The 21,895-nt window shown below is 45.4% G+C and carries 28 protein-coding genes; 7 read left to right on the top strand and 21 right to left on the bottom strand.

What is annotated here, in order from left to right; genetic code table 11:
• Positions 1-124: 124 nt before the first annotated feature.
• Positions 125-1,138, top strand: coding sequence for a DUF3231 family protein (locus RBB45_RS14140; RefSeq protein ID WP_224948681.1), 1,014 nt, complete (start codon positions 125-127; stop codon positions 1,136-1,138).
• A 271-nt stretch (positions 1,139-1,409) separates the two neighbouring features.
• Here the strand turns inward: RBB45_RS14140 and RBB45_RS14135 are convergent, their stop codons facing one another.
• The 16 genes from RBB45_RS14135 to RBB45_RS14060 all read right to left on the bottom strand — a co-directional run bounded on the left by RBB45_RS14135 (position 1,410) and on the right by RBB45_RS14060 (position 11,982).
• Positions 1,410-1,640: a hypothetical protein gene (locus RBB45_RS14135; RefSeq protein ID WP_009794525.1), complete on the bottom strand. Its 231-nt coding sequence runs from the start codon at positions 1,638-1,640 to the stop codon at positions 1,410-1,412.
• Between the two features lie 63 nt (positions 1,641-1,703).
• Positions 1,704-2,552, bottom strand: coding sequence for a hypothetical protein (locus RBB45_RS14130; protein ID WP_306009764.1), 849 nt, complete (start codon positions 2,550-2,552; stop codon positions 1,704-1,706).
• A gap of 128 nt (positions 2,553-2,680) precedes the next feature.
• The gene (locus RBB45_RS14125) at positions 2,681-3,103 is read right to left on the bottom strand and encodes an HIT family protein (protein ID WP_224949778.1); all 423 of its coding nucleotides are present in this window, start codon (positions 3,101-3,103) and stop codon (positions 2,681-2,683) included.
• A gap of 35 nt (positions 3,104-3,138) precedes the next feature.
• Positions 3,139-3,357 (bottom strand): hypothetical protein, encoded by a 219-nt coding sequence (locus tag RBB45_RS14120; RefSeq protein ID WP_306009763.1) that lies wholly within the window; start codon positions 3,355-3,357, stop codon positions 3,139-3,141.
• A 144-nt stretch (positions 3,358-3,501) separates the two neighbouring features.
• Positions 3,502-3,768 (bottom strand): SunI/YnzG family protein, encoded by a 267-nt coding sequence (locus RBB45_RS14115; RefSeq protein ID WP_009794530.1) that lies wholly within the window; start codon positions 3,766-3,768, stop codon positions 3,502-3,504.
• Positions 3,769-3,885: 117 nt separating this feature from the next.
• Entirely contained in the window at positions 3,886-4,560 is a 675-nt protein-coding gene (locus RBB45_RS14110; protein ID WP_142385233.1) for a DUF5694 domain-containing protein, read from the bottom strand.
• Between the two features lie 152 nt (positions 4,561-4,712).
• Entirely contained in the window at positions 4,713-5,561 is an 849-nt protein-coding gene (locus RBB45_RS14105) for an AraC family transcriptional regulator (protein WP_306009762.1), read from the bottom strand.
• 85 nt (positions 5,562-5,646) lie between these two features.
• On the bottom strand, positions 5,647-6,156 hold the full coding sequence (locus RBB45_RS14100) for a GNAT family N-acetyltransferase (protein ID WP_205651831.1): 510 nt from the start codon (positions 6,154-6,156) through the stop codon (positions 5,647-5,649).
• Between the two features lie 298 nt (positions 6,157-6,454).
• Positions 6,455-7,246, bottom strand: a complete 792-nt coding sequence (locus tag RBB45_RS14095) for an alpha/beta fold hydrolase (protein ID WP_101548683.1) — start codon at positions 7,244-7,246, stop codon at positions 6,455-6,457.
• 489 nt (positions 7,247-7,735) lie between these two features.
• Positions 7,736-8,476: an alpha/beta fold hydrolase gene (locus RBB45_RS14090; protein WP_101548681.1), complete on the bottom strand. Its 741-nt coding sequence runs from the start codon at positions 8,474-8,476 to the stop codon at positions 7,736-7,738.
• Between the two features lie 80 nt (positions 8,477-8,556).
• Positions 8,557-9,168, bottom strand: a complete 612-nt coding sequence (locus tag RBB45_RS14085) for an FMN-binding negative transcriptional regulator (RefSeq protein ID WP_094767891.1) — start codon at positions 9,166-9,168, stop codon at positions 8,557-8,559.
• 19 nt (positions 9,169-9,187) lie between these two features.
• A complete protein-coding gene (gene paiA / locus RBB45_RS14080; protein WP_022544576.1) occupies positions 9,188-9,706 on the bottom strand; it encodes a spermidine/spermine N(1)-acetyltransferase in 519 nt (172 codons plus the stop codon).
• Positions 9,707-9,728: 22 nt separating this feature from the next.
• Positions 9,729-10,181: a MarR family winged helix-turn-helix transcriptional regulator gene (locus RBB45_RS14075; protein WP_224948667.1), complete on the bottom strand. Its 453-nt coding sequence runs from the start codon at positions 10,179-10,181 to the stop codon at positions 9,729-9,731.
• A 137-nt stretch (positions 10,182-10,318) separates the two neighbouring features.
• Positions 10,319-10,762 (bottom strand): GNAT family N-acetyltransferase, encoded by a 444-nt coding sequence (locus RBB45_RS14070; RefSeq protein ID WP_129613138.1) that lies wholly within the window; start codon positions 10,760-10,762, stop codon positions 10,319-10,321.
• The gene (locus RBB45_RS14065; protein ID WP_224948666.1) at positions 10,759-11,247 is read right to left on the bottom strand and encodes a helicase; all 489 of its coding nucleotides are present in this window, start codon (positions 11,245-11,247) and stop codon (positions 10,759-10,761) included. Before RBB45_RS14065 ends, RBB45_RS14070 begins: the two co-directional genes overlap by 4 nt.
• A 186-nt stretch (positions 11,248-11,433) precedes the next feature.
• The gene (locus tag RBB45_RS14060; RefSeq protein ID WP_306009761.1) at positions 11,434-11,982 is read right to left on the bottom strand and encodes a TVP38/TMEM64 family protein; all 549 of its coding nucleotides are present in this window, start codon (positions 11,980-11,982) and stop codon (positions 11,434-11,436) included.
• 116 nt (positions 11,983-12,098) lie between these two features.
• On the opposite strand from RBB45_RS14060, the gene RBB45_RS14055 reads away from it, so the two are divergent.
• Positions 12,099-12,380 (top strand): YesK-like family protein, encoded by a 282-nt coding sequence (locus RBB45_RS14055; RefSeq protein WP_165352626.1) that lies wholly within the window; start codon positions 12,099-12,101, stop codon positions 12,378-12,380.
• A gap of 104 nt (positions 12,381-12,484) precedes the next feature.
• On the opposite strand, the gene RBB45_RS14050 is transcribed toward RBB45_RS14055, so the two are convergent.
• Together RBB45_RS14050 and aspA are read right to left on the bottom strand one after the other, a co-directional pair.
• Complete coding sequence (locus RBB45_RS14050; protein WP_129613135.1) at positions 12,485-13,537, bottom strand: LLM class flavin-dependent oxidoreductase; 1,053 nt, start codon at positions 13,535-13,537, stop codon at positions 12,485-12,487.
• Positions 13,538-13,557: 20 nt separating this feature from the next.
• On the bottom strand, positions 13,558-14,988 hold the full coding sequence (gene aspA, locus RBB45_RS14045) for an aspartate ammonia-lyase (protein ID WP_129613134.1): 1,431 nt from the start codon (positions 14,986-14,988) through the stop codon (positions 13,558-13,560).
• Between the two features lie 181 nt (positions 14,989-15,169).
• Between aspA and RBB45_RS14040 the strand changes: the two genes are divergently transcribed.
• The 4 genes from RBB45_RS14040 to RBB45_RS14025 all read left to right on the top strand — a co-directional run bounded on the left by RBB45_RS14040 (position 15,170) and on the right by RBB45_RS14025 (position 18,389).
• On the top strand, positions 15,170-15,337 hold the full coding sequence (locus RBB45_RS14040) for a hypothetical protein (protein WP_306009760.1): 168 nt from the start codon (positions 15,170-15,172) through the stop codon (positions 15,335-15,337).
• Between the two features lie 164 nt (positions 15,338-15,501).
• Entirely contained in the window at positions 15,502-16,704 is a 1,203-nt protein-coding gene (locus RBB45_RS14035; RefSeq protein WP_129613133.1) for a CynX/NimT family MFS transporter, read from the top strand.
• Between the two features lie 107 nt (positions 16,705-16,811).
• The gene (locus RBB45_RS14030) at positions 16,812-17,366 is read left to right on the top strand and encodes an MEDS domain-containing protein (RefSeq protein WP_094767882.1); all 555 of its coding nucleotides are present in this window, start codon (positions 16,812-16,814) and stop codon (positions 17,364-17,366) included.
• A gap of 267 nt (positions 17,367-17,633) precedes the next feature.
• Positions 17,634-18,389: an SDR family oxidoreductase gene (locus tag RBB45_RS14025; RefSeq protein ID WP_094767881.1), complete on the top strand. Its 756-nt coding sequence runs from the start codon at positions 17,634-17,636 to the stop codon at positions 18,387-18,389.
• A 59-nt stretch (positions 18,390-18,448) separates the two neighbouring features.
• Here the strand turns inward: RBB45_RS14025 and RBB45_RS14020 are convergent, their stop codons facing one another.
• Positions 18,449-19,456 (bottom strand): DUF3231 family protein, encoded by a 1,008-nt coding sequence (locus RBB45_RS14020; RefSeq protein WP_022544581.1) that lies wholly within the window; start codon positions 19,454-19,456, stop codon positions 18,449-18,451.
• Between the two features lie 213 nt (positions 19,457-19,669).
• Between RBB45_RS14020 and RBB45_RS14015 the strand changes: the two genes are divergently transcribed.
• Positions 19,670-20,023 carry a DUF5661 family protein gene (locus tag RBB45_RS14015; RefSeq protein ID WP_224948665.1) on the top strand — a complete coding sequence of 118 codons (354 nt, stop codon included), beginning with the start codon at positions 19,670-19,672 and terminating at the stop codon, positions 20,021-20,023.
• Between the two features lie 51 nt (positions 20,024-20,074).
• Here the strand turns inward: RBB45_RS14015 and RBB45_RS14010 are convergent, their stop codons facing one another.
• Positions 20,075-20,239, bottom strand: coding sequence for a hypothetical protein (locus RBB45_RS14010; RefSeq protein WP_022544582.1), 165 nt, complete (start codon positions 20,237-20,239; stop codon positions 20,075-20,077).
• Between the two features lie 78 nt (positions 20,240-20,317).
• The gene (locus RBB45_RS14005) at positions 20,318-21,730 is read right to left on the bottom strand and encodes an MFS transporter (RefSeq protein ID WP_009794555.1); all 1,413 of its coding nucleotides are present in this window, start codon (positions 21,728-21,730) and stop codon (positions 20,318-20,320) included.
• Positions 21,731-21,895: the final 165 nt, after the last annotated feature.

Below are 21,895 nucleotides of genomic sequence, written 5' to 3'. Positions count from 1 at the left end.
ATAAAAAGGAGTATGCAAAAGGGACAGATACCACGGCCCAAAATACAGTATGGTTTTTCCTTAATTGGAAACGCTAGAAACAACATACATAGCACTTAGGGATATTTGATTAGGAGGTATCTGCATGGTTCTGACAAATCCTTTAAATGTGTCCGAAATAGGTTCGCTTTGGCAGACATATCAGGAAAAAACCTTGATTATGCGGTTTCTGGAATACTTTATCGAAAAGGCAGATGACCCGCAAGCAAGAAATATTTTGGGCGGATTATGGCAGGAGCTTAATTTTTATGTAGCTGAGATGGAAAATCTATTTTCTGAACAGGGAATGGTTAAACCTGTGGGTTTCACATCAGAGGATGTAAACCTGGAGGCCCCCAAGTTATATGATAACGGATTTGATATCATGTTTGTCCGTGTATTAAAGGAAGTTAGCATGGGGCTGTACACCCTTGGCATGAATATGACCTACAACAAAAAGGTAATGGCTATTTATGAGGGACTCACAACTGTCACTCAAAAAATCTATAAACTTTCAACCCGCTATTTACTTGAAAATGGAATTCTATCTCTCCCTCCTAAAGTGACTATGCAGAAGAAGACGGAATTTATTAAAAGTAAAAAGTACATGGAGGGGTTTAAACTAATTGGTGAAAAAAGGCCTCTAACAGCCCTGGAGGTTGGGATCCTTCATCATAATCTTGAAGTTAATAATATTGGAATGCAGTTAATTACAGGCTTTGCTCAGTGCGCTCAAAACAAGGAAGCCAGGCAATATTTTTTAAAAGGGAAGGATCTTGCCAAGAAACAGGTCAAAGTTATGGAGGAATTACTTCTGGATGGGGATGTCCATCTCTCCGCGACTTCCGGGGCAACGGTAACTACATCAACAGTTCCTCCCTTTTCTGACAAGCTGATGATGCACTGTATATATATTCTTAATGGGTTTGGACTAATTGGGTCAGGCACAGGGGGATTTTTCAGTTTAAGAAACGATTTGGCGATGAAAACACTTTTGCTCGCAAAAGATGTCTATTTCTACGCGCAGGAAGGGATTAATATTAAGATTAAAAATGGCTGGTTCGAGGAACCCCCGCAAATGGAAAACCGTTCCCAAATCATTAAGAAAGGACTTGAATAAGGCATTTCTATAGAAGATATTAATGGCAGATCCGGTTCTGCCTGACACTAATATCCTTCCAGAGAGATAACTTTGAGTTCACTCTCAAGATTATTACGCTGCTCATAAACATCGAATGCTGTATGGAAACATTTAAGGACAGGCTTAACCACTAATGAGAATACAGCCTTTAACCATAAGCAGCAGGTATCTCAAGACTATTATGCTTCCACACTAATACAGAGAGACAGGTTTTCCGTCCGCTCGGGCCAAGAAACCTGTCCCTTTTCTTTCATGTAAACCAAATCCTCGATATCTGCAATGGGTTGATCACTGATTTCAACCTGCCGTCAGGATGATACAGCTTAATAGAGTCCATTTTTTTAAAATCATGCGATGCTTTTTCCATATTGTCGAGCAGCACCTTTGTTTCGTTTACATCCAATTTAAAAGATAGAGATTGCCCCGATAGCAGGATCTCTGCCTTAATATTTCCTTTAGGATCGTGGTTTTTATTATACATTTGAAAGTCCTCCCAATGAGCCAAGGGGACAGGTCCGCTGGCCCGTTTGGCATGGAACCTGTCCTATGACTTTATATATATTCCATCCTTGCCGTATGCATACAGATGTGAGCCCCGCATGAACACCGGCCCAATGATGCGTTTGCCATCTTCATCAATTAACTGCAGCTTATGTTTTGCTGTATAGCTGTGTTGATTTTTCCGGTAGCGCATGAGCGTTGACATATCGATTTGACCAATCATGCCCTCTTTATCCAACAAAAATTGCCCCATCAGAGGGTAACGGCCGTTCACACGATAGCGCCCGGCTTCTCTCATCTCATCCAGATGAACGAGATCAAAATCATCATAATAGTAAAAGTAGACTTCCTTAGATCCAGCCACATTCAAAGCGTAGCAGTCAATGATGCCATAATCACCGGCTCCCCACAGCCGCTTGCCATTCATTGTGCAAGCCACAACACCGGCACTTCCCATGGGCTCATCCCATCCAAAATTCCCAAAGATGCCTTCATCAAAGTAACTGACCCAAATGGTATCTGAGTCATCAATCTGCACATCATTGATTCCATCACCGAGCGTGAATGCCTCGATTAACTGCCCATTTTGGTTATATCTCCTGGCGTTCCGTTCAACGTATGTGCCATCCTTTAAACAGCGGCTTTGTACTATAAGCAATGTCCCATCGGAAAACAGATCAGCGTGAGTCGGCATTAGAGGAATGTTCTTTAATTCCACAGTCTCTATACTGTTATCTCTATTCAACGTGATGGTCCAGCTGCATTTCGGCACAGGCCGCTCAAAAAAATCGAGTTCCTGTTGGCCGGTTTCAATCAGCAGCAGTGTTCCATCCTGAGCTATCTGGCCGCCGGCAAAGTTTAAATTTGAACTATAATCATGCCGCTTATCCAATATTAATTTTTCTATTGGAATCACCCTATCTGGAGAACATTTCCCAATTCCTTACTTGGTGCTGACTGAAATAAACATAGAGGTATCCTGCTTCATGAAAACACGTTATTTTCCATCAGCTCTCTCTTTCAAGTGGCCAAAGGGGAAGGTTTAAGCCCCCTCTGATTTTCTTTCCCTTTAAACATATACCGGATTCCTTTACCCGCAAGAGGTTCGTCCTCATATCTCGGGATCACATGAAAGTGTGCATGGAAAATATGCTGTCCGCCAGCCTCGCCGCAGTTCCAGCCTAAATTATAACCTCGAGGCTCATGCTTTTCATCCAAGTACTTTTTCACATCCTGAAGGAGACTGTAGGTGGCCGCCCACTCCTCGTGTGTTAAATCAAACGCAGTTTCCCTGTGCTGAATTGGAACAATTAACCCTGCGCCTTCCAGCTGGCTTCCCCTTATTTGACTCTGCCCCAGCTGTAAAAAAAGACAATGTTCATTGCTCATGACAACATTCTGATCCGGCTCAAGCTCCAGCCTGCAAAAAATACAGTTATCCATCATTGATCTCCTCACTTTTATCGGTAAAACTTATGTCAGCTAACCGAAAACCACCACACAACCAGCCCCATGCTCACAATTCCCCAGACTGTCGTCGCGAAGATCCACCAGACTACAGGACGGGATGAAATACCGCTGCTTTCCCCGTCTCTTTTTAGCGCAGCGACCCTGCGTTCCATATTCTTTTTCATGGAAACGAGAACCGCAAATCCGCCTATGAAAAAGCCGAGAAGAACCCAGAATAGTAAATCCACATTTCAGCCTCCTTTTCATATTGTGAGCCATAGGGACAGACCCCCTGGCCCATGCCCCCTTCAATTTCAGCTGTGAATGCACATATGAGTGCCTGCCCGCTTACCAAAGAACTTCAACAAAAAAAGCGCTAATCCTCCTTAAGATCAACGCACAGACTTATTCATCAAAGTTAAGATCTTTTCTTTTATGCCGCCAATACTCGTAAAAAGTATATAAGTTTCTTTCTCTGTTTTAATGACCACTCTGTCTGTATTGCCGGATGGAAACCCAATCCTTATGGCTTCCTTTTCCTGCCCGCCATAGGTATCATCATTCGATACTTCTGTAATAGCCGATAACGGTATTTCAGTCTTATTTAATAGCCAGTTTATCTCCAGGCTCCCATTCTTCTCTGCCACTTTAACTTCCATGGTATCCCTCCTGTTAATATTTGTATACGGAAGAGACACCGATTTAGTTTCAATTTTTTGGTGATATGAGCCATGGGGACAGACCCCCCGGCCCCACACTAGATCAAAAGTTAATCCCTACCCCAAATAATCCCCGGCTGCCTCAACATCAAATAACCCGCTCTCCCTCGCAAACTGCAATAGCAGATGGAGATGGGCCGCACCATATAAAACAAAAATCCGTTCTTCATTGGAATCCAATAAGTTTACCAGATTTCTAAAAATCAACAGATTGCGATAATACCAATACTTCGCTGTCCAAATGGCGCCCGCCGGGTTGCTATTGCTGCCTGTCAGGGACATTTTCATGTAAAGTTCCTGTCCCCTGGCAATATTCCGCGGTTCATTATGCCAAAGCAGATAGTCCTTTATAGAATGATTCTGCAAAAATGTATTTGCTTCAGAAGTGATTTTCTGCCCTATCTCTGTAAACGCCCTATACTCTTCCGTATCTTCCCATTCACTTAGAGCCCCGAGGTCCGGCACACCCTCCTCATCCTGATTCCAATCGACTGCATGTACATGTCCCAAACCGCATTCCTTTGCCAGCCGGAATCCGACTTGATCGATTTCATTAACGGTTAATTCATAGCCTCCACTCAAATAAGAAGCATATTCATTATTCAAAGCTTCTTCCTTTTCCTGCAGAACTTCCAAGGCTACCTTTGTCGGGTTAAAATTCTTTAAACAAGTGATAACCTCCTGGATTTCTGCTTGCCTTGTGCCTGATAAAATATCCATTTTGTCTGTCATATACATATCTCCATTATCTATGCCTGCAAAATGGTCCGTTCCAAAGATTAACAGAGTTGGCTTGATAGGAAACATCCCCTTGGTAGATTTTCAAAAACAAAGGAACAGGTCTCTCATACAGCTTGTCACAAAAAACCTGTCACTCCTTCCCGCTATTTAGCTATGACCGGCACCCACAACTCGCTGTTTGGAACCCTGTTAGGCGCCAGGTAGTTCTCAACGCACGGCAAATCTGCCAGTTCGTAACCTGAGGCAGGCAGCCATTCGGTGTACAGGCGCTTCCACGCATCAGGAATATCAGGGAATACCGCCCAGGTACTTGCGGGAATCACGATTTTCTCCATTTCGCTTGCAGATTCACCCGTATAACGGCAGCCCATGAAATAATCGAACTCTTCATCGGTAATGGCAGCCTGCTTTCCGACTAGACCCAGTATCCCTTCCAGCTTGCATGGGGGATTTTCCCAGGATAGATTGATAAAATGCTGCAGCAGGCCCGTTTCAGTTGCTTCTTTCCACAGCCCCGGTATTGTTTTAAAAGCGTCCTCCGTAACCACCTTCCGCCTGACTCCCGCTATTTCAACATCAGTTTCCAGTACTTCGATCCGGTAATCCATTTCCTCGTCTCCTTTAATCGAAATTTGAAAAGAAATCCTCGGGATGGCTTTTAGCTTGATTCCCTTATTCCTGGCCGCTGATGGAGTAATTCCATGAAGGTTTTTAAAAGCACGGCTGAAGGCATCCGGGGAATCATAGCCATATTGAAACGCCAGATCAATCACCCGGACTTCAGCGTTGTTTTGAAGCTCGAATGCCGCCTGTGATAAGCGCCTCCGCCTGATATAGTCTGATAAAGATAATCCGGTCATGGAAGAGAACATCCTTGGAAAATGGTAACCCGAACAGCATGCTCTTCTCGCTATTTCTTTTCCATCTATTTCACCCGCTAAATTCTCCTCAATATAATCCATTGCTCTATTCAATCGCTCTAGCCAATCCATCTCTTACCTCCTTCCCTGCTAAATATAGATAAAAAAGAAAACTTAAGTCCGGCATTCTAAGTGCAGAAAATGACGGGTACAAAAGTCAAAGCTGTATCCAATACCTCTGAACCGCCTCACCGCTGTCTGGCGAAATGACCTCATTCTCCAATACCCCGCCAACTTTCTGAATGGTCCTGGCTGAAGCTATATTTGCTTTATCACATGTGACCAGCACTTTTTCCAAACCCAGTTTCTTTGCTTCGACCAGGCTCATCTTCAGCTGTTCAGCGGCATATCCTTTGCGGCGTTCAGCCGGATGGATGCTGTAGCCGATATGCCCGCTCTCCACCAGCAGTTCTGGTGTCAGCCGGTGGCGTATATTAACCAGGCCGACTACTTTATCATCAACCATGCTCAGGAATTGTGTCGCAGGAACCCGGTTTGGCGGCAGCTGCCCTTCTTCCTGGCTGATGACTTTTTCGAGCCATTTCTCATAATGTTCATAGTTTTGCAGGGAAGAGCCTCCATAAAGAAGTTCTCCCGAGTCCAGAAATGCTTTTCGGTATGCCAACATTTGTTCTTTATGTATCTTTGCGGGTCTTATCAATTTCATTAAGATCAGCTTCCTTTGCTGTTTTTCCAAAATATGCATATGACTTGTTTCGCTGCCGGGTAACGGGTTTCCTTCTTGCTGATGGAAATCACGAAAAAAGAGCCACAGGGACAGATCCCTTGGCTCAATTTTGAAAGGGCAGCTGCCCTGTGTTCTTCCTGATTACTTAAAGACGCAATATTGCCCTTTCAATTTCCTTTATCACACCGTATGTCCCTTCCGTTTGGTTCGAGCATACGAGCCACGGGGCAGTTCCCTCGGTCCGTTTGGGCTCAAGAAACCTGCTCCTGTGCTATCCTCAGCTCTTCTCCTCAAGCCTATTCAGCCATTCCTCAACCAGAGCATTAAACACATCTGCCTGCTCAATCTGCAGATTGTGACCCGCCATATCAAGAACTGCAAAAGTGGCCCGCGGATAGTCCTCTATCAGCTCCCAGGTATCACGGTAGCCGGTAATATGATCCTGCCTTCCTGTGATGATCAGCGCCGGATGGTCAAGTCTTGTTGTTATATCAAAGCTAAAGCCGTATCCGTTATTTTGGATTCTCTCTAGAAACTCTGCATTGGCCAGTCTGGAAGGAAGCAGAACTTCTTTCTGGAATCTTTCCCATTCTTCCTCACCCTGCACAACTCCAACGGAACAGAACTCTTCAGCGTCCTCTGGGGATAGACTCGAAATCAAGCTGCTGTCCTTTTTTAAAACCGCATGCTGGGGCAATGTCCTGCCGGCAGACTCAGCTATGGCCACCGGCGCCAGCAGCATTAGACCCCGGACCCTACCCGGCCTTGAATAAGCGACCCCTCTCGCCAGATAGCCCCCATACGAATAGCCGCAGACGGCAAACGTTTCTTCAGGAATGATCTCATCTAAAAGCTGCAGCACGGCTTCCAGCATGTCATCCGAGTTTCGGATCGAAGGCAGCGGCTCAGACTGGCCCATGCCAGGCAAATCAATATAAATTCTTTTCCAGCCGTCCTGCTTCTCGAACAGCGGCTCCATTGCATGCTGCATCACTCTGTGGTCAAGTGTCCAGCCGTGCAGCATAACGATTGGGACCCCTTCTCCAATGGTTTTATGGTAAATAGACATAGTTGCAGTTCTCCTTTTCCTAATTAAAAATATGTAAGAATCTAATTTGTTTCAGGCATTAAACTTGGTTAGAAAAACACAGTCGCAGCCACAAAGATCACAGCAGCCGAAATAGCTGGCATTACAAACAACACAATCGGCAAAAAGAGTATTCTCCAAACTAAGGGCAGATCAATATCTTTCTTTCTTAAACTGAACAGCATCGCTATAAGGTTTATAATTAAAAATGGAGCGAACTTCAGGATATCTGTTAAAACTGACTTCTTACCGGAGTCTGATTAGAATGCTGCCATTGTTAAGGAGAAAAAGTAAACAGGAATGGAAAATAGATTCACAAACCAGCTTTTTGATTAGGTTCATCCACCCTCTCCTTATGCTATATAAACAGTTCTATACTAGAACTCAATCCCCTCTTTTATCCAGATATTTCTGCCCGCAAAATAAAAAGGACATTCATCCATATAGAATAAATGTCCATCCAAAAGGTATTTATCCGCAGCATTGCAGATCAATGAGCTTCCTTACTGCATTCACAATCACTTCAGGTTCATCCCGCTGTATATAATGAGCACTGTTTTCAGCGATTACCATCTCACCCTGTGAGGAGATCTCCAGCAGTTCCCGCTGCATATCGTTCCACAATGCCTGTGATTCAGCAGAATAGTGAGCCTTCTTCCCGGCTGATAGGACAATTAGCGGCACGTTTAACCGGCGCCTCGTATCTTTCAGCTGCTGGAGGCTCTCCATAAACTCATCATAATTGCCTTCCCTGACGAATTGCTTATTGTAGGCTTCCTGAAAATCCTCCGGCATTGACGGTAGGAATCTTTCCCTGTACTCTTCAGGAGTTGAGTCAACCAGGACCAGCCCGCACACCTCATCAGGAAATTCCGTAGCATACATCCGCATGTTCCCGCCGCCAAATGAGTGGCCCACTAATAGGTAGGGCGGGGCAATCGCGGCTACAGTGAGCAGCTGTTTTAATTCTTTTACCATCTCGCGGCTAGTTCTCGGGCTGTTACTTCTTTCGCTTTTTCCGAGCCCTGCCCGGTCATAGGTGAAGACTCTCGATAGCATTGAGAGTTCTTCAAGTACCGGATCCCAGGCCTTTGAATAGTCGCCATAGCCTGCGTCCATAATGATTGTTGGATTCCCGCAGTTTCCGCCCATCAATTTGGCATATAGTTTGCAGCCCTTTATCTCTGCCATTATTTCTTTCATAAAACCCATTCCCCTCGTGTTTCTGAATGATTACCAAGAATCATTTAACAACTAACAGGCAGCTCTTCAACCAGCATGATTTGAGAATGCTATTTTTGCAGATTCTTCTTCATAAGAGATGCAATTTGCAGACCGTCATGCTGACCGGTTTGCTCCAAATGTTTAATGATTAATCCCTGCCGCTCCACGGGATGATTTTGGCTCAATTTAGCCTTTGCTTCAATTCTGGCGATCTTTATTTTAAGAGCAACAATCCCTCTGCTCATCCCCTTTATGAAATCTTGATCTATGTGCTCCAATTGATATGGGCTTTCCGGACTTTCATATTTGACGGTCAAGTCATTCAGGGTATTGAATATCTCTGATTCATCTTCAATTATCTCCAGTTTTCCGTATACATGTACAGAGACATAGTTCCAGGTCGGGACAGCCATTTTCGTTTCATACCAGGAGGGTGAAATATAACTGTGAGGGCCTTGAAAAATGGCAAGGACCTGCTGGCCCCCGGCGGTATTCCACTGATTGTTCGGACGGGCAAAATGTCCATATAAAGCATGCTCGGACTTCTTCAATGTCAGGGGAAGGTGAGTCGCATATGGTTCCCCGTTGTGCTGGGAAATGAGCGTCGCAAAGCTGTAATTCTCGATAAAACGACAAATCTCATTTTCATCATTAACCCTGAAATGCTTTGGAACATACATACTAATATCACCCCAATTGTTATAGAAGCACCTTAACCATGATCAGATCTGTTTGTTCTTCATCGCCCATATAGAATGAATGGGCTCCTGTTTGGACAAACCCCATCTTTTGATAAAAAGCAATCGCATTTTCATTCTGTTCCCACACACCCAGCCAGACTTTCTTTTTTCCCTGCTCCTCTGCCATTCCGATCGCTTTGTTCAGCAGATATTTGCCAAGCCCATGCTTCTGGAATGACTTCTTGATATAAATCCGCTCTATTTCAAGCGCTTCCTCGCCCATTTCCTCCGACTGGGCATCCTTCACATTGACCTTCAAGTATCCTGCGATCTCTTCATTGAAAAAAACAAAAAAGAACTGTGAAGACTTATGGGATAACTCTTTTATCAGCTGCTCTAAGTTATATGCCTTCTCCAGATAAGCATTCATATTTTCTGGTGAATTCTGATCTTTAAAGGTATCATTGAAAGTTTCAATGCTGATCTGCTGCAGCTGGTGTAAATCTTCCAGGGTACATCTTTTCAAATACATCGACATTTTTTAACCGCTCCTTCATTGGTCAATAGATTCTCTTGTTTCCTTTTTTCACAGATTCCCAGTCTTTTTCAACATTCTTTCTGACTCTCTGGAGAAAATGGAACATGGCTTCTGCTTCTCCTTCAGTGAATCCTTCTAATGCAACCTTGTTGGAATAATCATTTTCACTCTTGATGAAAGGGTACACACTGCTGCCCTTCTCAGTTGGATTAAGCCTCTTAATTTTCTTATTTTCAGAATCGTCCCTTTTTTCAATAAAGCCATTCATTTCAAGTTTTTTAATGGCACGGGCGGCTGTAGTCCGGTCGACTTTAATCATCTCGGCCAGCTTTTCCTGGATAATCCCGGGATTCTCACAGATCCGCACTACATACAAATACTGCCCTTTGGTAAGGCCATGCTCTTTGAATTCAATATTGCTGATTGAATCCAGGGCTCTTGCAATCATGCCTATTTCTCGAAGAATTTCCGTCATTAGTTGCTCCTTAAGCCATATTTAATGTACTGACATGAATTAAATCTAACTTATTTATGTTGCATTTACAACAAAAACCACGCCGATATAAATAAAAAATAAGCACCGCCAGCGGCAATGCCTGTTTTTCATCCATTTCACCTGCCTGATTCCTTTTCCCATTCATAAAGAATATCCGGCAAATTTTCTTCGTTCTCGAAGCCACGGCCGATAATGTTGAATCCATGCTTCTGATAGAAGCGCTGAGCATTCTCATTTACCTCAAAGGTGTATAGGGTTAGCCGGCCATCTGATTGTTCTTTTGCCCTGCTGAGCATTTCTGTTCCTATCCCTATACCCTGATAGTCAGTATGGATATAAAGCTGGCTGATTTCGGTTTTATTATAGGCGACGATGCCGACTACTTTTTCACCCGACAATGCCAGATCGATCTCACACTGGCGTGCTAGAATGTTATTTAAAAAATATATATGTTCCTCAAAGCTGTGGATTTCTTTCTGCCCAATCGCCTTCTCCTTGCTGTCCCTCCACATTTTCACGGTCTCTGAGGCATAGCGCGGGTGATACGGGATCATTTTCATTTCTTTTCTCCTGAAAATGATGCTGCAAAAATAAAATGATCATGGGGATCCCAAATATGCAGGTAATCCGCAATATAACCGCGCAGCCATATGGCGCCGTCCATGCTTCTTAGATAAAAGCCCTTCGGGAAATCATGGTCATCTGTCAGTAAGGCTGAAGCAATGGTGATGGAGCCGGTAGGTGCCTGATGACGCTGTGATAATTCTGCGGATAACCCTTCAGGCTGATCCTGATACTGCAGCCTCATGTAAGGACCCAGCTCCAGCGGACACAAACCCAGCCCCAGTTCACCCGCTCTTTGAAAAATCCGGTCCAGAGGAGCTCCCTGCTGAAAACCAAGCCCAGCCACTGTCAGTTCAACGGTTTCAATCATGTATGTTTCAGCAGAAGCCGGGAACAGATCATCAGAAAACAATCTTTCTCCATATTCGTTCATCAGGATAGAGGCTTGCTGCAATCTCTGGAGAAGCTGTTGTTTCGTCATGCCGCCCGCTTCTATTGTTCTTTTTACAATAGGGCAATCCGGGTATATTTTTAGGCTGTTAATGGCCAATGTGATCACTCCTAATCTGTGCTTTTATATATTCATATTCAATGCAGCAGGCCTATTTCCTTTTTCTATTCTCCGGACAAAAAAACAAGACAAGCGCTCAGATGGCTTGTCTTGTTTTTACCGGGTACGAAACTTCCTTGAAACATAAATGAGCAGAATGGCGGTAATCACGATTGCGGCTATTCTCCACTCCCATTCCATATTGATAATCTGGTATACCGAAAAACCTTCAATCAGGATGGCCGGTATTTTTCCAAGGGTGCTGGCAAGGAAGAACGTGAGAAAAGCGGTTTTTCCAATTGAAGCAATGAAAGTGACAAGGCCTGAAGGGACAAAAGGAAGAATTCTAAGAGCAAGAATCAGGGAGAATGCTTCCTTGCCGTCGGCTTCCAACAGTTTCTGTACTTTGGGATGGGACAGGCCGCGCATGTCCTTTAACCTTCGAAATCCTTTTCTGTAGAGGATGAAGGCAACGGCTGCCCCAGCGGCCTCACCTGCAAAAGATACAGCGATTCCTCCCCATAAACCAAATACCGCCAGATTCGCGGCAGTCAGAAAAACACTGGGTACAACCCCAAGCAGGCTGATGATAATGTTGATTATAAGGCTTAGCACCAAAGCTATATGCGTATATGACTCAAATAAATCAATGATCATTTCCTTCATACTAAATAGGCTTTCCTTCCTTATAAGGCTGTTTTGTGAACTTTGTGGCTTTTTTGATGAAAATTACTATAATAGTACAACCGAATGTAAAATATGTTAGTTCCGGAGGGGAAGGTATGGCAGGCTTTAGAGTTTTTATCTTTATATTATTAGGAATCAGCATTTTATTTGCAGCTGCATCCAAAATTTTAAAAGGTTCTGTACAGAAAGACAAGTACCTTAAAGCAGGCTTTTCAGCTTTAATGATAATCAGCATAGCCATTATCATTATCAGTCTGTTTATCGGCGGCTGGAGCGGTATGGGATATGGATTTATTGGAGTTTGTATTTTTATTGGAACTATTTTAACCGGAATTATAAATTGGCTTATGAATTCTATTCGTAATCGAAAAAAATAGCGTATACGTCAGATAGCTTTATTGCAATGGCTAAAAAAGAAAATTTAATACTTAAAACGGCTTAAAGAATGAAACAGAGGGACAAAAAATGCCCCTCTGTCCTTTTATTTCTGTTCTGCTTCCCACTTGGCAATTTCCTCACGCACAATCGGCGCAACTTCCCTGCCGAGCAATTCAATGCTTTTCATGACATCCTCATGCGGCATGCTTCCGACTGGCACATGGTGCATGAAGCGGGTAATGCCGACGTTCTTTCGAAGATCGATGATTTTTTTAGCAACAGTTTCCGGATCTCCTACATACAGGGCGCCTTCAAAGCTGCGTGCCGCATCAAAGGCTCCGCGGTCATAATGGCCCCAGCCCCGTTCTCTGCCAAGGACGTTCATGGCCTGCTGGGTCGGCGGGAAGAATTTGTCCGCTGCCTCTTCATTGCTTTCTGCCACAAATCCGTGAGAATGGGAGGCTACCTGGAGCTTGGAAATGTCATGGCCGGCTTGTGCTGCAGCCCTGTAGTACAGCTGTACGAGCGGGGCGAACTGCACCGGACGGCCGCCGATGATTGCGAGGACAAGCGGCAGTCCCAGAAGTCCGGCGCGGATGACAGAATCACTGCTCCCTCCGCTCCCGATCCAGATCGGCAATGGATCCTGGACCGGGCGCGGATACACACCGAGATTTTCAATTGCCGGACGGTGATTTCCAGCCCAAGTCACTTTTTCAGATTTCTGCAGTGCCAGGAGCAGGCCCAGCTTCTCATCGAAAAGCTCATTATAGTCCTGGAGATCATAACCGAAGAGCGGGAACGATTCAATGAACGACCCTCGACCCGCCATGATCTCAGCCCGGCCGTTCGAGATGCCGTCGAGTGTGGCAAAGTCCTGGAAGACCCGGACTGGATCGGCCGATGACAGGACGGTGACCGCACTTGTCAGGCGGATTTTTTTGGTCTGCGGCGCGGCAGCAGCCAGGACGACTGCAGGTGAAGAAGCAGCATAGTCCTTCCTGTGGTGCTCGCCGACACCGAAAACGTCCAGCCCAACTTTATCAGCCAGGATAATTTCTTCAACAACCTCGCGCAGCCGCTGTGCATGGCTTGCAGTTTCTCCTGTTTTAACGTCAGGGGTCGTTTCCACAAATGTGCTGATTCCGATTTCCATTTTCATCTCTCCCTGATCGTTTAGTCTCTATCTAATAGTGCAGCACCGGCGATGCCTGGATGTGTCATTTCGTACGGATCCAGGATCAGGTCCAGTTCTTCTTCTGTCAGGACATCATACTGCAGGCAGAGTTCCCTGACAGGGGCGCCGTTCAGGATGGCTTCCCTGGCAATCCGGGCCGCCACTTCATAGCCAATATGAGGATTGACGGCTGTGATAATGCCAACGCTTTTTTCTACATATTGCTTCATCCGGTCCTCATTTGCTTCAATCCCTTTGACACAGTGGTCGGTAAACGACTTGAAAGCATTCGTCATAATGGTGATCGACTGCAGCAGGTTGAAGATCAGCACTGGCTCCATGACATTCAGCTCCAGCTGCCCGGCTTCAGAGGCCAGTGAAATGGTTTGGTCGTTGCCGATTACCTGGAAGGCAGTCTGGTTGATCAGCTCCGGCATAACCGGGTTAACCTTGCCTGGCATGATGGAAGATCCCGGCTGCCTCGCCGGCAGGGAGATTTCCCCGAGTCCTGCCCTGGGACCTGAAGCCATCAGACGCAGGTCGTTTGCAATTTTAGACATATTGATCATACAGATTTTCAGCGCGCTGGAGACCTCTGTATATGAATCTGTATTCTGAGTAGCATCAACCAGATGCTCCGCCCCTTTAAACGGAAGGCCGCTGATATCTGCCAGATACTCAACCACTAATTCAATGTAACGGGGCTGTGCGTTCAAGCCTGTGCCGACAGCCGTTGCTCCCATATTCAATTCATACAGATGCTGCCTTGATTGCTTGATGCGCTTAATATCGCGTTCAATCACGCGGCTGTAGGCTTCAAACTCCTGCCCAAGCCTGATTGGCACAGCATCCTGCAGATGTGTCCGGCCCATCTTGATGACATGGTTAAACTGATCAGCTTTATTCATAAATGCCTTATGCATGTGCTCCATAGAAGCAATCAGCTGCTCGAGCACCTTGAGAATGGATATGTGCATCGCTGTAGGAAAGGAATCATTCGTAGACTGTGACATATTCACATGAGTGTTCGGGCTGCAGTATGGATAGTCCCCTTTTTCCCTGCCCATGATTTCAAGCGCCCGGTTTGCCAGCACTTCATTCATGTTCATATTAAAAGAAGTCCCTGCTCCCCCCTGGATCGGATCGACTATTACTTGATCATGCCAGTTGCCGGCAAGCATTTCATCTGCCGCCTGGACAACCGCGTCTCCAATGCCTGAGTAAAGAGCCTTGACCTCCACATTCGCCATTGCAGCTGCCTTCTTTACCATCGCCATCGCTTTGATCAGCTCAGGATGGATCCGGTAGCCGGTAATCGGGAAATTTTCTACCGCACGCAGTGTTTGAATCCCGTAGTACGCATGTGCAGGGACCTCTTTTGACCCCAGAAAGTCCTTCTCTATTCGAAAACCGTTTGTCTTGACTGACATCGTTGCCTCATTCCTCTTCTTTTCGCTATTTGTTTTTGATGTTATATCTTATTGCTAATCCCACTCTATTGTAAATGACTTCGGTCCAATATTCATCTTTAATATCTGTTTTAGGATGGCCTTTTTTGACGGTGTTCAGCAGGTTATTTCCTTCCAGTGCGGAGGGGTAATGGTGGGGAGAATGGCACATACTATGATGGATGGCTTAGTCGGCTGGTGCGGGGCAGAAAAAATAGCGGATTGCTACCGCGGGCTGGAGCAAGCATTATTATTACAAGCAATTGCACCCATTCCCCTTATAAGGTCTTCACAATACCAGCGTTTAAATCTTAAATTCCAATTAATATAACAAACCTTACTTTCCCCGCTTCCCCTGCATTTTGAAAATCCGAAAAAAATTTGTTCCACGTGAAACATTGTCAGAAATTTGGAACAATCCTCCTTCTCACCCGGTTAATCCCCTTCCTGCTATGCTATACTTGAGAAAAATGGGTATGAGAGAAGGAATGTTTTATGGATAAGCTGAATCCTAGAGCCAAAATGGATCCAGCCAAGCAGTATTTATTTATTGCGGGTATCATCCTGGTTGCTTTTAACCTTCGGCCAGCCATCACATCATTAGGGCCTCTGGTGGGAATCATCCAGGATGATGTCGGCCTGGCGCACTGGAGTGCAGGTCTTCTGATGAGCCTGCCGCTCCTGGTATTTGCGTTCATGTCTCCCCTGGTGCCAAAAATCGCTTTGCGCCTGACTAATGAGCGGACACTGCTGATCGGCCTGCTTTCCCTTTTCACCGGCATTGCTATCCGCTCGATTCCAATGGCCTTTTTTCTTTTTGCCGGGACCTTTCTGGCCGGATTAGGCATCGCTATCGGCAATGTCCTTCTGCCGGCAGTAGTGAAGGATAAATTTCCGAATAAGTTCGGATTGATGACAAGTGTGTATTCCACTTCTATGGGTTTAATTGCTTCGCTTGCATCCGGAGTAAGCGTCCCCCTGGCAGTCGATGCGAATCTTGGCTGGCAGGGCGCCCAGGCGGTATGGGCCATTCCGGTGATTGCTGCATTCACTGTATGGCTTTTCCTTTTCAGATCTCACCAAAGCAATCCTGGCACCGTCATGCCAAATCCCGGGACAGCTTCCGGGCAAATGTGGAAAACGCCTCTAGCCTGGCAGCTTGCGCTTTTCATGGGTTTTCAGTCATCCTTGTTTTATATTACGATCTCCTGGCTGCCGGAAATTCTGCAAAGCCACGGGATCAGCATCACAACGGCAGGGTGGCTGCTGTCTTTTACCCAGCTGGTAGGACTGCCGGCAAGCTTTTTCATCCCTGTCCTTGCAGGCAGATATCAATCACAGGTCTGGATTGCCTTCGCACTCAGCCTTTGTGCAGTAGCCGGCTACTGCGGGCTGCTGATTGGTTCCACCTACCCTCTCTTAATCATCAGCATCATCCTGATCGGAGTCGCACTTGGCGGCAGCTTTCCGCTCGCCCTCAGCTACATAGGACTCCGGGCCCGGAATGGCAGGCAGGCTGCTGAGTTATCAGGCATGGCCCAATCTACCGGCTATATCCTTGCCTCCATCGGACCACTTTTCATCGGCTACTTATTTGACCTGACACATTCATGGACAATGCCGCTGATTACACTGATCGGCATTTCCGCTATAGTGATGGTGTTTGGAATGCTGTCAGGTAGGAATCGTTTTGTATAATTGGATTTAGTGAAAAAGATATTATATAATCTGTGATATTGTTTAGCTGTGTATGGGGTTGCTCATTTTTACCAATGTTATAAACATCTATAGATGAGGAGATATGCATGGACAGTTTAATTGTGGATTTGTATCACGAGTATAAGAAGAATAATGGCGGACATATCTGCTATCTTTATAACCAGGAAGAAAATTATATCAATAATGCCGTTTCTTTTATCTCGGCGGGCATCAGGAATGGCGATTTCATCTTTCTTCTTGAAAATGATCGAAATCTTCGCCTGATTCAGGAAAGGCTCCATAAAGAATTTAGCACAGATCAATTATCCAACTTGCTAGTCATGAATAATTACGATTTCTATTATGCCCAAGGTAATTTCCATCCTCATATTGTGGTCAGTGAATTTTTAAAAACACTTGAACCGCATTTGGAGAAAAAGACTTCTATTAGTACTTGGGGACTCGTAGAATGGAGAGAAGACAAGGAGATTTACGAAAAATTAGCAGAGTATGAACAGATAGTCGATAAGAGTGTCAACGAAAAAGGTATCTTGTCTGTATGTGTTTATCCTGCAGGAAAGACCCCTGGTTCATTCAGGAAGGCTTTGCACAATTGCCATAATATAGTTATAAATGATGAGGAAGTCATGTACCTTTCTTAATCATATTTAACCCGGTTCCAACCCTACTGGAACCGGGTTTTTTGCTTAGTTTATCGGCTTTTTGCTTCTTTAATGTATAGATTTCTCATCCCATTCACCCTATGATACAATTAATCAACTGAATATTCATAACATTTTAATGATCTGGTATGGAACCATATCATGCCATCGGCCAGGCAGAAATTGTAAAAGGGGTGTGCTATTTTCGGTGACTCTGCATCTCTTTTGCCAGCATCAAATCGTTCTCTATACTGGGAGGTAAAAACAATGAGTCATTCTCGAAGAAAGGCCGCACTGATAACAGGTGCGAGCAGTGAAAATGAAATTGGTACAGCAATTTGCCGAAAGCTGGCTTCACAGGATATAGATATATTTTTTACACACTGGCATTCTGATGCTGAGTGGATTGAACAATTTCAGCAGGATATTGCTGATATTGGTGTACGCTGCGAGGCACTGAAGGTGGATCTGACAGATGCAAATGCGGCATTGGCCATCTATGAAGAAGCTGCAGGCCGACTGGGCTCTCCGTCCATCTTGGTTAACAATGCCGCTCATTCTGTTAATAATGATTATAAATCGTTAGATGCAAGCACACTTGACCTTCATTACTCGGTCAATATGAGGTCCACCTTTCTTCTGTGTGCTGAGTTTGCCCGCCGGTTTAAAGACTCAGGTTCACCGTCTGGCCGCATCATCAACATGACATCCGGTCAGGATATAGCCCCAATGCCAGGGGAACTGGCCTATGCAGCGACCAAAGGCGCCATTTCTGCTTTTACGAGATCATTAGCACAGGAGCTTGCACCGCTTCGGATTACCGTTAATGCTATCAATCCAGGTCCAACCGATTCGACGTGGATGACAGACGGTATCAGAAATCACCTCCTGCCTAAATTTCCAATGGGCCGGATTGGCACACCGGATGATACTGCACGTCTTGCTGCCTTCCTGGCAAGCGAAGATGCTGAATGGATCACCGGCCAGATTATCCATTCGGAAGGCGGGTTTATGAGGGGATGATCCTGCAGCTCAAAAAAGGTGCCTGCCCCCCTGTTCCGGGCAATGGCACCTCTTTTTTATCAATCCTTCGCCAAGTCCCTGCGATTTGCTGCCAATGGCGGCTGCTCCATCCATTCGTTTTCAATCATCAGATTTACTCCATCCTCAGATAGCTTGAGGACCTCTCCAGTAAACCGCTCATAATCAATAACCAGATCGCTTCTATTGCTCTCTGAAATGGCTATTCCATAGTTGCCGATTCCGGCATAAATCATCAGGCCAAAGTGGAACATCATTAATTTATCTGAAAATGGCGACTCGGTTGATTCGGTTACTTCCTGGTCAAAGCCCATGGGGACAGGCAATGAACACATCTCCAAGTAGCGGCTCAGAACCTTTATATGTTTCCGGGAAACTTCTTTTCCTCTTAATATATATTTCCGGACCTTATCTGATTTGGCCACCTGGCTGAAGGCTGAAGCCATACAGGTTCCTAAATGATTCGTCTGGATATTTGCATGAAGATTCGTCACCTCTGACCCGGTGAGGGATTCCCTCCTCCCCAGCCCTTCCAGAATAAAGGACTGCTTATGAACAAACTCCGTTTTTTCCGGATATGGAATGCTTGGCGGGCGCACACTCAGTCCCTTTTTCAATAATAGCTCATTGGCCTCGGTCTTTAATTCGATTGTTGAGGTTAAGCACTTGGAATAGAATGAATGAATATCAGACCGCCATGTATTCTGCAGCACCCGGCCATAAGTGGCAAGACCGCCCTTTGCCATATTGTGTATGTAGCGCAAATAAAAAACGTCGGAAAACAATCGCTTCGCCTCTAAATTCACATCTTCCTCCGTAAATCCCTGCGGAATCCGGATGCCTTCTTCTGTAAAGATCCCTCTTATGATCTCCACATGCTGCTGTGACAAATCCAAAGCATGGGAACCAAGCTTTTGGATATCTTCATCTTCAATATGACGAAGAAAATACTTTAATACACAAACCGCCATACTGTCTGCCATGAAAGAAGCCCATAAATAACTCAATTCTGCGGCGGTTAGCTTCATATGATTATGATGAGTCTCCATGCCTTTTCCTCCTATTTAAGTCCATAAGGGTTATTATCTCCTGAATAAGGAGAAATATGTTTGAACACATACCTAAGGGCTAGGGGGAACAGTTCCCTTGTCCTTCCTTCTAAAAGCAAGCTCCTCCCAAGTATAAAAGACTTGGAGCCAGACACCATCTCACTTTGAAATTCATAGCCTACTAACGTAATCTGCCCTCTAGGAGTGATGTACATGTACTTTCATGATCCTTATTCTCACCGTTTCATCGTTGGCCATAGGCATAGTGTAAGATATCCATATCCCCATCATGCTGTCAGGCAAAAGACTTTTTCCAAAGAAGAAGCAGCTGCCATCGCTTTGCTGCTGGGAATCGATTTTACTAAGAGCAGGTTTGATTTAAATGAATTTTGGCTTGGTGTAAATACAGAGCTTGAGCACGGTAAGATCTCCAGCCAAACGAATGTCACAGGCGATGACCCCCTCACCACTGGAAAAATTGCCCTCGCACACCTTAACGAGTTTCCTGATTACTACAAACGGCTAAAGGTGCTGGAGAAAGAAGCGAAGGCTTATTGGAATAAATGAGGTGCATTCCCCCACTTTCTTAAGTATCTTGGGACAGCGGGACAGGTCGCCTCACTCTTTTCTTCTATACACAGCTAAAACAAGAATAATCACCGCGCCGGCCGCAAAGCCTGCCAGGACACCCAGTGGAAATTCCCCGTTTATAAGATATACAATGAGTCCTCCAACTAAAGCCCCCACTATGATAAATATCAATCGCAAAGACATGGTTTTCACCCTTGCACCCTCCTTATTAAAAAAATGCCTGACTCCATAAGCACAGCTTGTATGCGTTTGGAGTCAGGCACCTTTTTTTTAATGCTTATTCAACAATCCAGCCAATAACCCTTTACCCAAAGCGCCTTTCCTGGCTCTTCCTTCATTCTTCCACCAGTAGGCCCTCTCCGGATTCTTAAGGACTTCCTTCACTTCGCTCTGATGCTCAACAACCGGTGCAGAACCGCGAAGCGATCTTCCTGCCGTCTCCCTGACAAACAGGGTGACCACAATGATGCCGAACAGGCACATGCCCATCAGGTAATAAGCTGGCACCATATTATTGCCGGTTACGCTCACCAGCCATGCGACCAGCAGCGGTGTTGTGCCTCCGAACAGCGACGTTGCTGTATTATACGTGATTGCCAGTGCCCCGTAGCGCACTTTCGTATAAAATAACGACGGGAGTGTTGCCGGCAGTGAGCCCTGCATAGTCGTCAGCAGCAGGCCGAGGATCAGCAATCCAAGGAAAGCGCCCATGGTGCTGCCCGATCGGACGAGCATGAAAGCAGGGATGCTCAGGACAACCGCGCCAATCAGGCCGGCTTTCAGAATGCGGTTCCGTCCGAATTTGTCGCTCAAATGCCCCATTGCCAATACCATCGGGATCATGACGATCATCACAAGAACAAGCATCAGGAGCCCTTTCCCTTCACTGTACCCGAGCTCTTCTGACATATAAGACGGCATATAAGTCAGAACGGTATAACTCATAACATTGTAGAAAATAACAATCGCCGTACAAGTCAATAATGCTCTCCAATGTCCGGCAAAAATCTCTTTTAGCGTAACACTTTCATTCTTTTTCTCTTCAATCGATTCATTCATCGCCTCAAAAGCCGGCGTTTCACCTAAATGATTACGGAAATAGAAGCCGATGATTCCAAGCGGAGCGGCAATGAAGAACGGAATTCTCCAGCCCCATGCCGTCATCGCCTCGCTGCCAAGCATAAAGGTCAGCAGCGTAACAAGGCCGGCGCCGGCAATAAAGCCGACCAGTGTTCCAACCTCAAGGCCGCTGGCCATGAAGCTGCGTTTTTTATCAGGAGTTGTTTCGGTTATGTAGGTCATAGCCCCGGCATATTCCCCGCCGGTTGAAAAACCTTGCACAAGCCTTGCTGATAATAGTAAAATTTGAGCTGTGATCCCAATCGCTGCAAAGCCCGGGATCAAGCCGATGCTGAGCGTGGAAGCCGCCATCAGGATCATCGTAATGGCCAGCACATTCTTCCTGCCTATCCGGTCACCAAGCATCCCGAAGAACATACCGCCGAGCGGACGAGCAATAAATGCCACCGCAAACGTGGCAAACGCGTATATTAATTGAAAAGATGGGTCAATCTCCGGAAAAAACACCCTTCCCATCGTTACTGCTAAAAATGAATAGATACCAAAATCAAACCACTCCATCGCATTCCCGATGGATGTCCCCATCATGGACTTCTTCGCCATCGAACTGTCCACAACAGTAATATCTTTAGCTTCTAGATTCTCTTGCTGTTCCTTCACATTTCCCCCTCCTACATACTATCTAACTAACTAGCTTAGTAGGTTTTTTCCCTTTATTTGGGGGTTAAAACATAGGAATACTGGAAAAATAGGCGGGGATGGCAGGAA

The organism is Bacillus sp. MMSF_3328, from assembly GCF_030733525.1.
GTDB lineage: Bacteria > Bacillota > Bacilli > Bacillales > Cytobacillaceae > Bacillus_AB > Bacillus_AB infantis.
This window is presented reverse-complemented; position numbering and strand designations above follow the sequence as displayed.

What these genes read in the sequence shown, in the direction of transcription:
- RBB45_RS14030 (WP_094767882.1), top strand. Translation starts at nt 16,812, where the DNA reads ATGGACAGTTTAATTGTGGATTTGTATCACGAGTATAAGAAGAATAAT.
- RBB45_RS14105 (WP_306009762.1), bottom strand. Translation starts at nt 5,561, where the DNA reads ATGGATTGGCTAGAGCGATTGAATAGAGCAATGGATTATATTGAGGAG.
- RBB45_RS14050 (WP_129613135.1), bottom strand. Translation starts at nt 13,537, where the DNA reads ATGGAAATCGGAATCAGCACATTTGTGGAAACGACCCCTGACGTTAAA.
- RBB45_RS14110 (WP_142385233.1), bottom strand. Translation starts at nt 4,560, where the DNA reads ATGACAGACAAAATGGATATTTTATCAGGCACAAGGCAAGCAGAAATC.
- RBB45_RS14135 (WP_009794525.1), bottom strand. Translation starts at nt 1,640, where the DNA reads ATGTATAATAAAAACCACGATCCTAAAGGAAATATTAAGGCAGAGATC.
- RBB45_RS14015 (WP_224948665.1), top strand. Translation starts at nt 19,670, where the DNA reads ATGTACTTTCATGATCCTTATTCTCACCGTTTCATCGTTGGCCATAGG.
- paiA (WP_022544576.1), bottom strand. Translation starts at nt 9,706, where the DNA reads ATGTCGATGTATTTGAAAAGATGTACCCTGGAAGATTTACACCAGCTG.
- RBB45_RS14025 (WP_094767881.1), top strand. Translation starts at nt 17,634, where the DNA reads ATGAGTCATTCTCGAAGAAAGGCCGCACTGATAACAGGTGCGAGCAGT.
- RBB45_RS14140 (WP_224948681.1), top strand. Translation starts at nt 125, where the DNA reads ATGGTTCTGACAAATCCTTTAAATGTGTCCGAAATAGGTTCGCTTTGG.
- RBB45_RS14060 (WP_306009761.1), bottom strand. Translation starts at nt 11,982, where the DNA reads ATGAAGGAAATGATCATTGATTTATTTGAGTCATATACGCATATAGCT.
- RBB45_RS14090 (WP_101548681.1), bottom strand. Translation starts at nt 8,476, where the DNA reads ATGGGTTTTATGAAAGAAATAATGGCAGAGATAAAGGGCTGCAAACTA.
- RBB45_RS14070 (WP_129613138.1), bottom strand. Translation starts at nt 10,762, where the DNA reads ATGAAAATGATCCCGTATCACCCGCGCTATGCCTCAGAGACCGTGAAA.
- RBB45_RS14115 (WP_009794530.1), bottom strand. Translation starts at nt 3,768, where the DNA reads ATGGAAGTTAAAGTGGCAGAGAAGAATGGGAGCCTGGAGATAAACTGG.
- RBB45_RS14125 (WP_224949778.1), bottom strand. Translation starts at nt 3,103, where the DNA reads ATGGATAACTGTATTTTTTGCAGGCTGGAGCTTGAGCCGGATCAGAAT.
- RBB45_RS14100 (WP_205651831.1), bottom strand. Translation starts at nt 6,156, where the DNA reads ATGAAATTGATAAGACCCGCAAAGATACATAAAGAACAAATGTTGGCA.
- RBB45_RS14035 (WP_129613133.1), top strand. Translation starts at nt 15,502, where the DNA reads ATGGATAAGCTGAATCCTAGAGCCAAAATGGATCCAGCCAAGCAGTAT.
- RBB45_RS14095 (WP_101548683.1), bottom strand. Translation starts at nt 7,246, where the DNA reads ATGTCTATTTACCATAAAACCATTGGAGAAGGGGTCCCAATCGTTATG.
- RBB45_RS14075 (WP_224948667.1), bottom strand. Translation starts at nt 10,181, where the DNA reads ATGACGGAAATTCTTCGAGAAATAGGCATGATTGCAAGAGCCCTGGAT.
- RBB45_RS14005 (WP_009794555.1), bottom strand. Translation starts at nt 21,730, where the DNA reads ATGGCGAAGAAGTCCATGATGGGGACATCCATCGGGAATGCGATGGAG.
- RBB45_RS14055 (WP_165352626.1), top strand. Translation starts at nt 12,099, where the DNA reads ATGGCAGGCTTTAGAGTTTTTATCTTTATATTATTAGGAATCAGCATT.
- RBB45_RS14040 (WP_306009760.1), top strand. Translation starts at nt 15,170, where the DNA reads ATGGCACATACTATGATGGATGGCTTAGTCGGCTGGTGCGGGGCAGAA.
- RBB45_RS14020 (WP_022544581.1), bottom strand. Translation starts at nt 19,456, where the DNA reads ATGGAGACTCATCATAATCATATGAAGCTAACCGCCGCAGAATTGAGT.
- aspA (WP_129613134.1), bottom strand. Translation starts at nt 14,988, where the DNA reads ATGTCAGTCAAGACAAACGGTTTTCGAATAGAGAAGGACTTTCTGGGG.
- RBB45_RS14085 (WP_094767891.1), bottom strand. Translation starts at nt 9,168, where the DNA reads ATGTATGTTCCAAAGCATTTCAGGGTTAATGATGAAAATGAGATTTGT.
- RBB45_RS14065 (WP_224948666.1), bottom strand. Translation starts at nt 11,247, where the DNA reads ATGACGAAACAACAGCTTCTCCAGAGATTGCAGCAAGCCTCTATCCTG.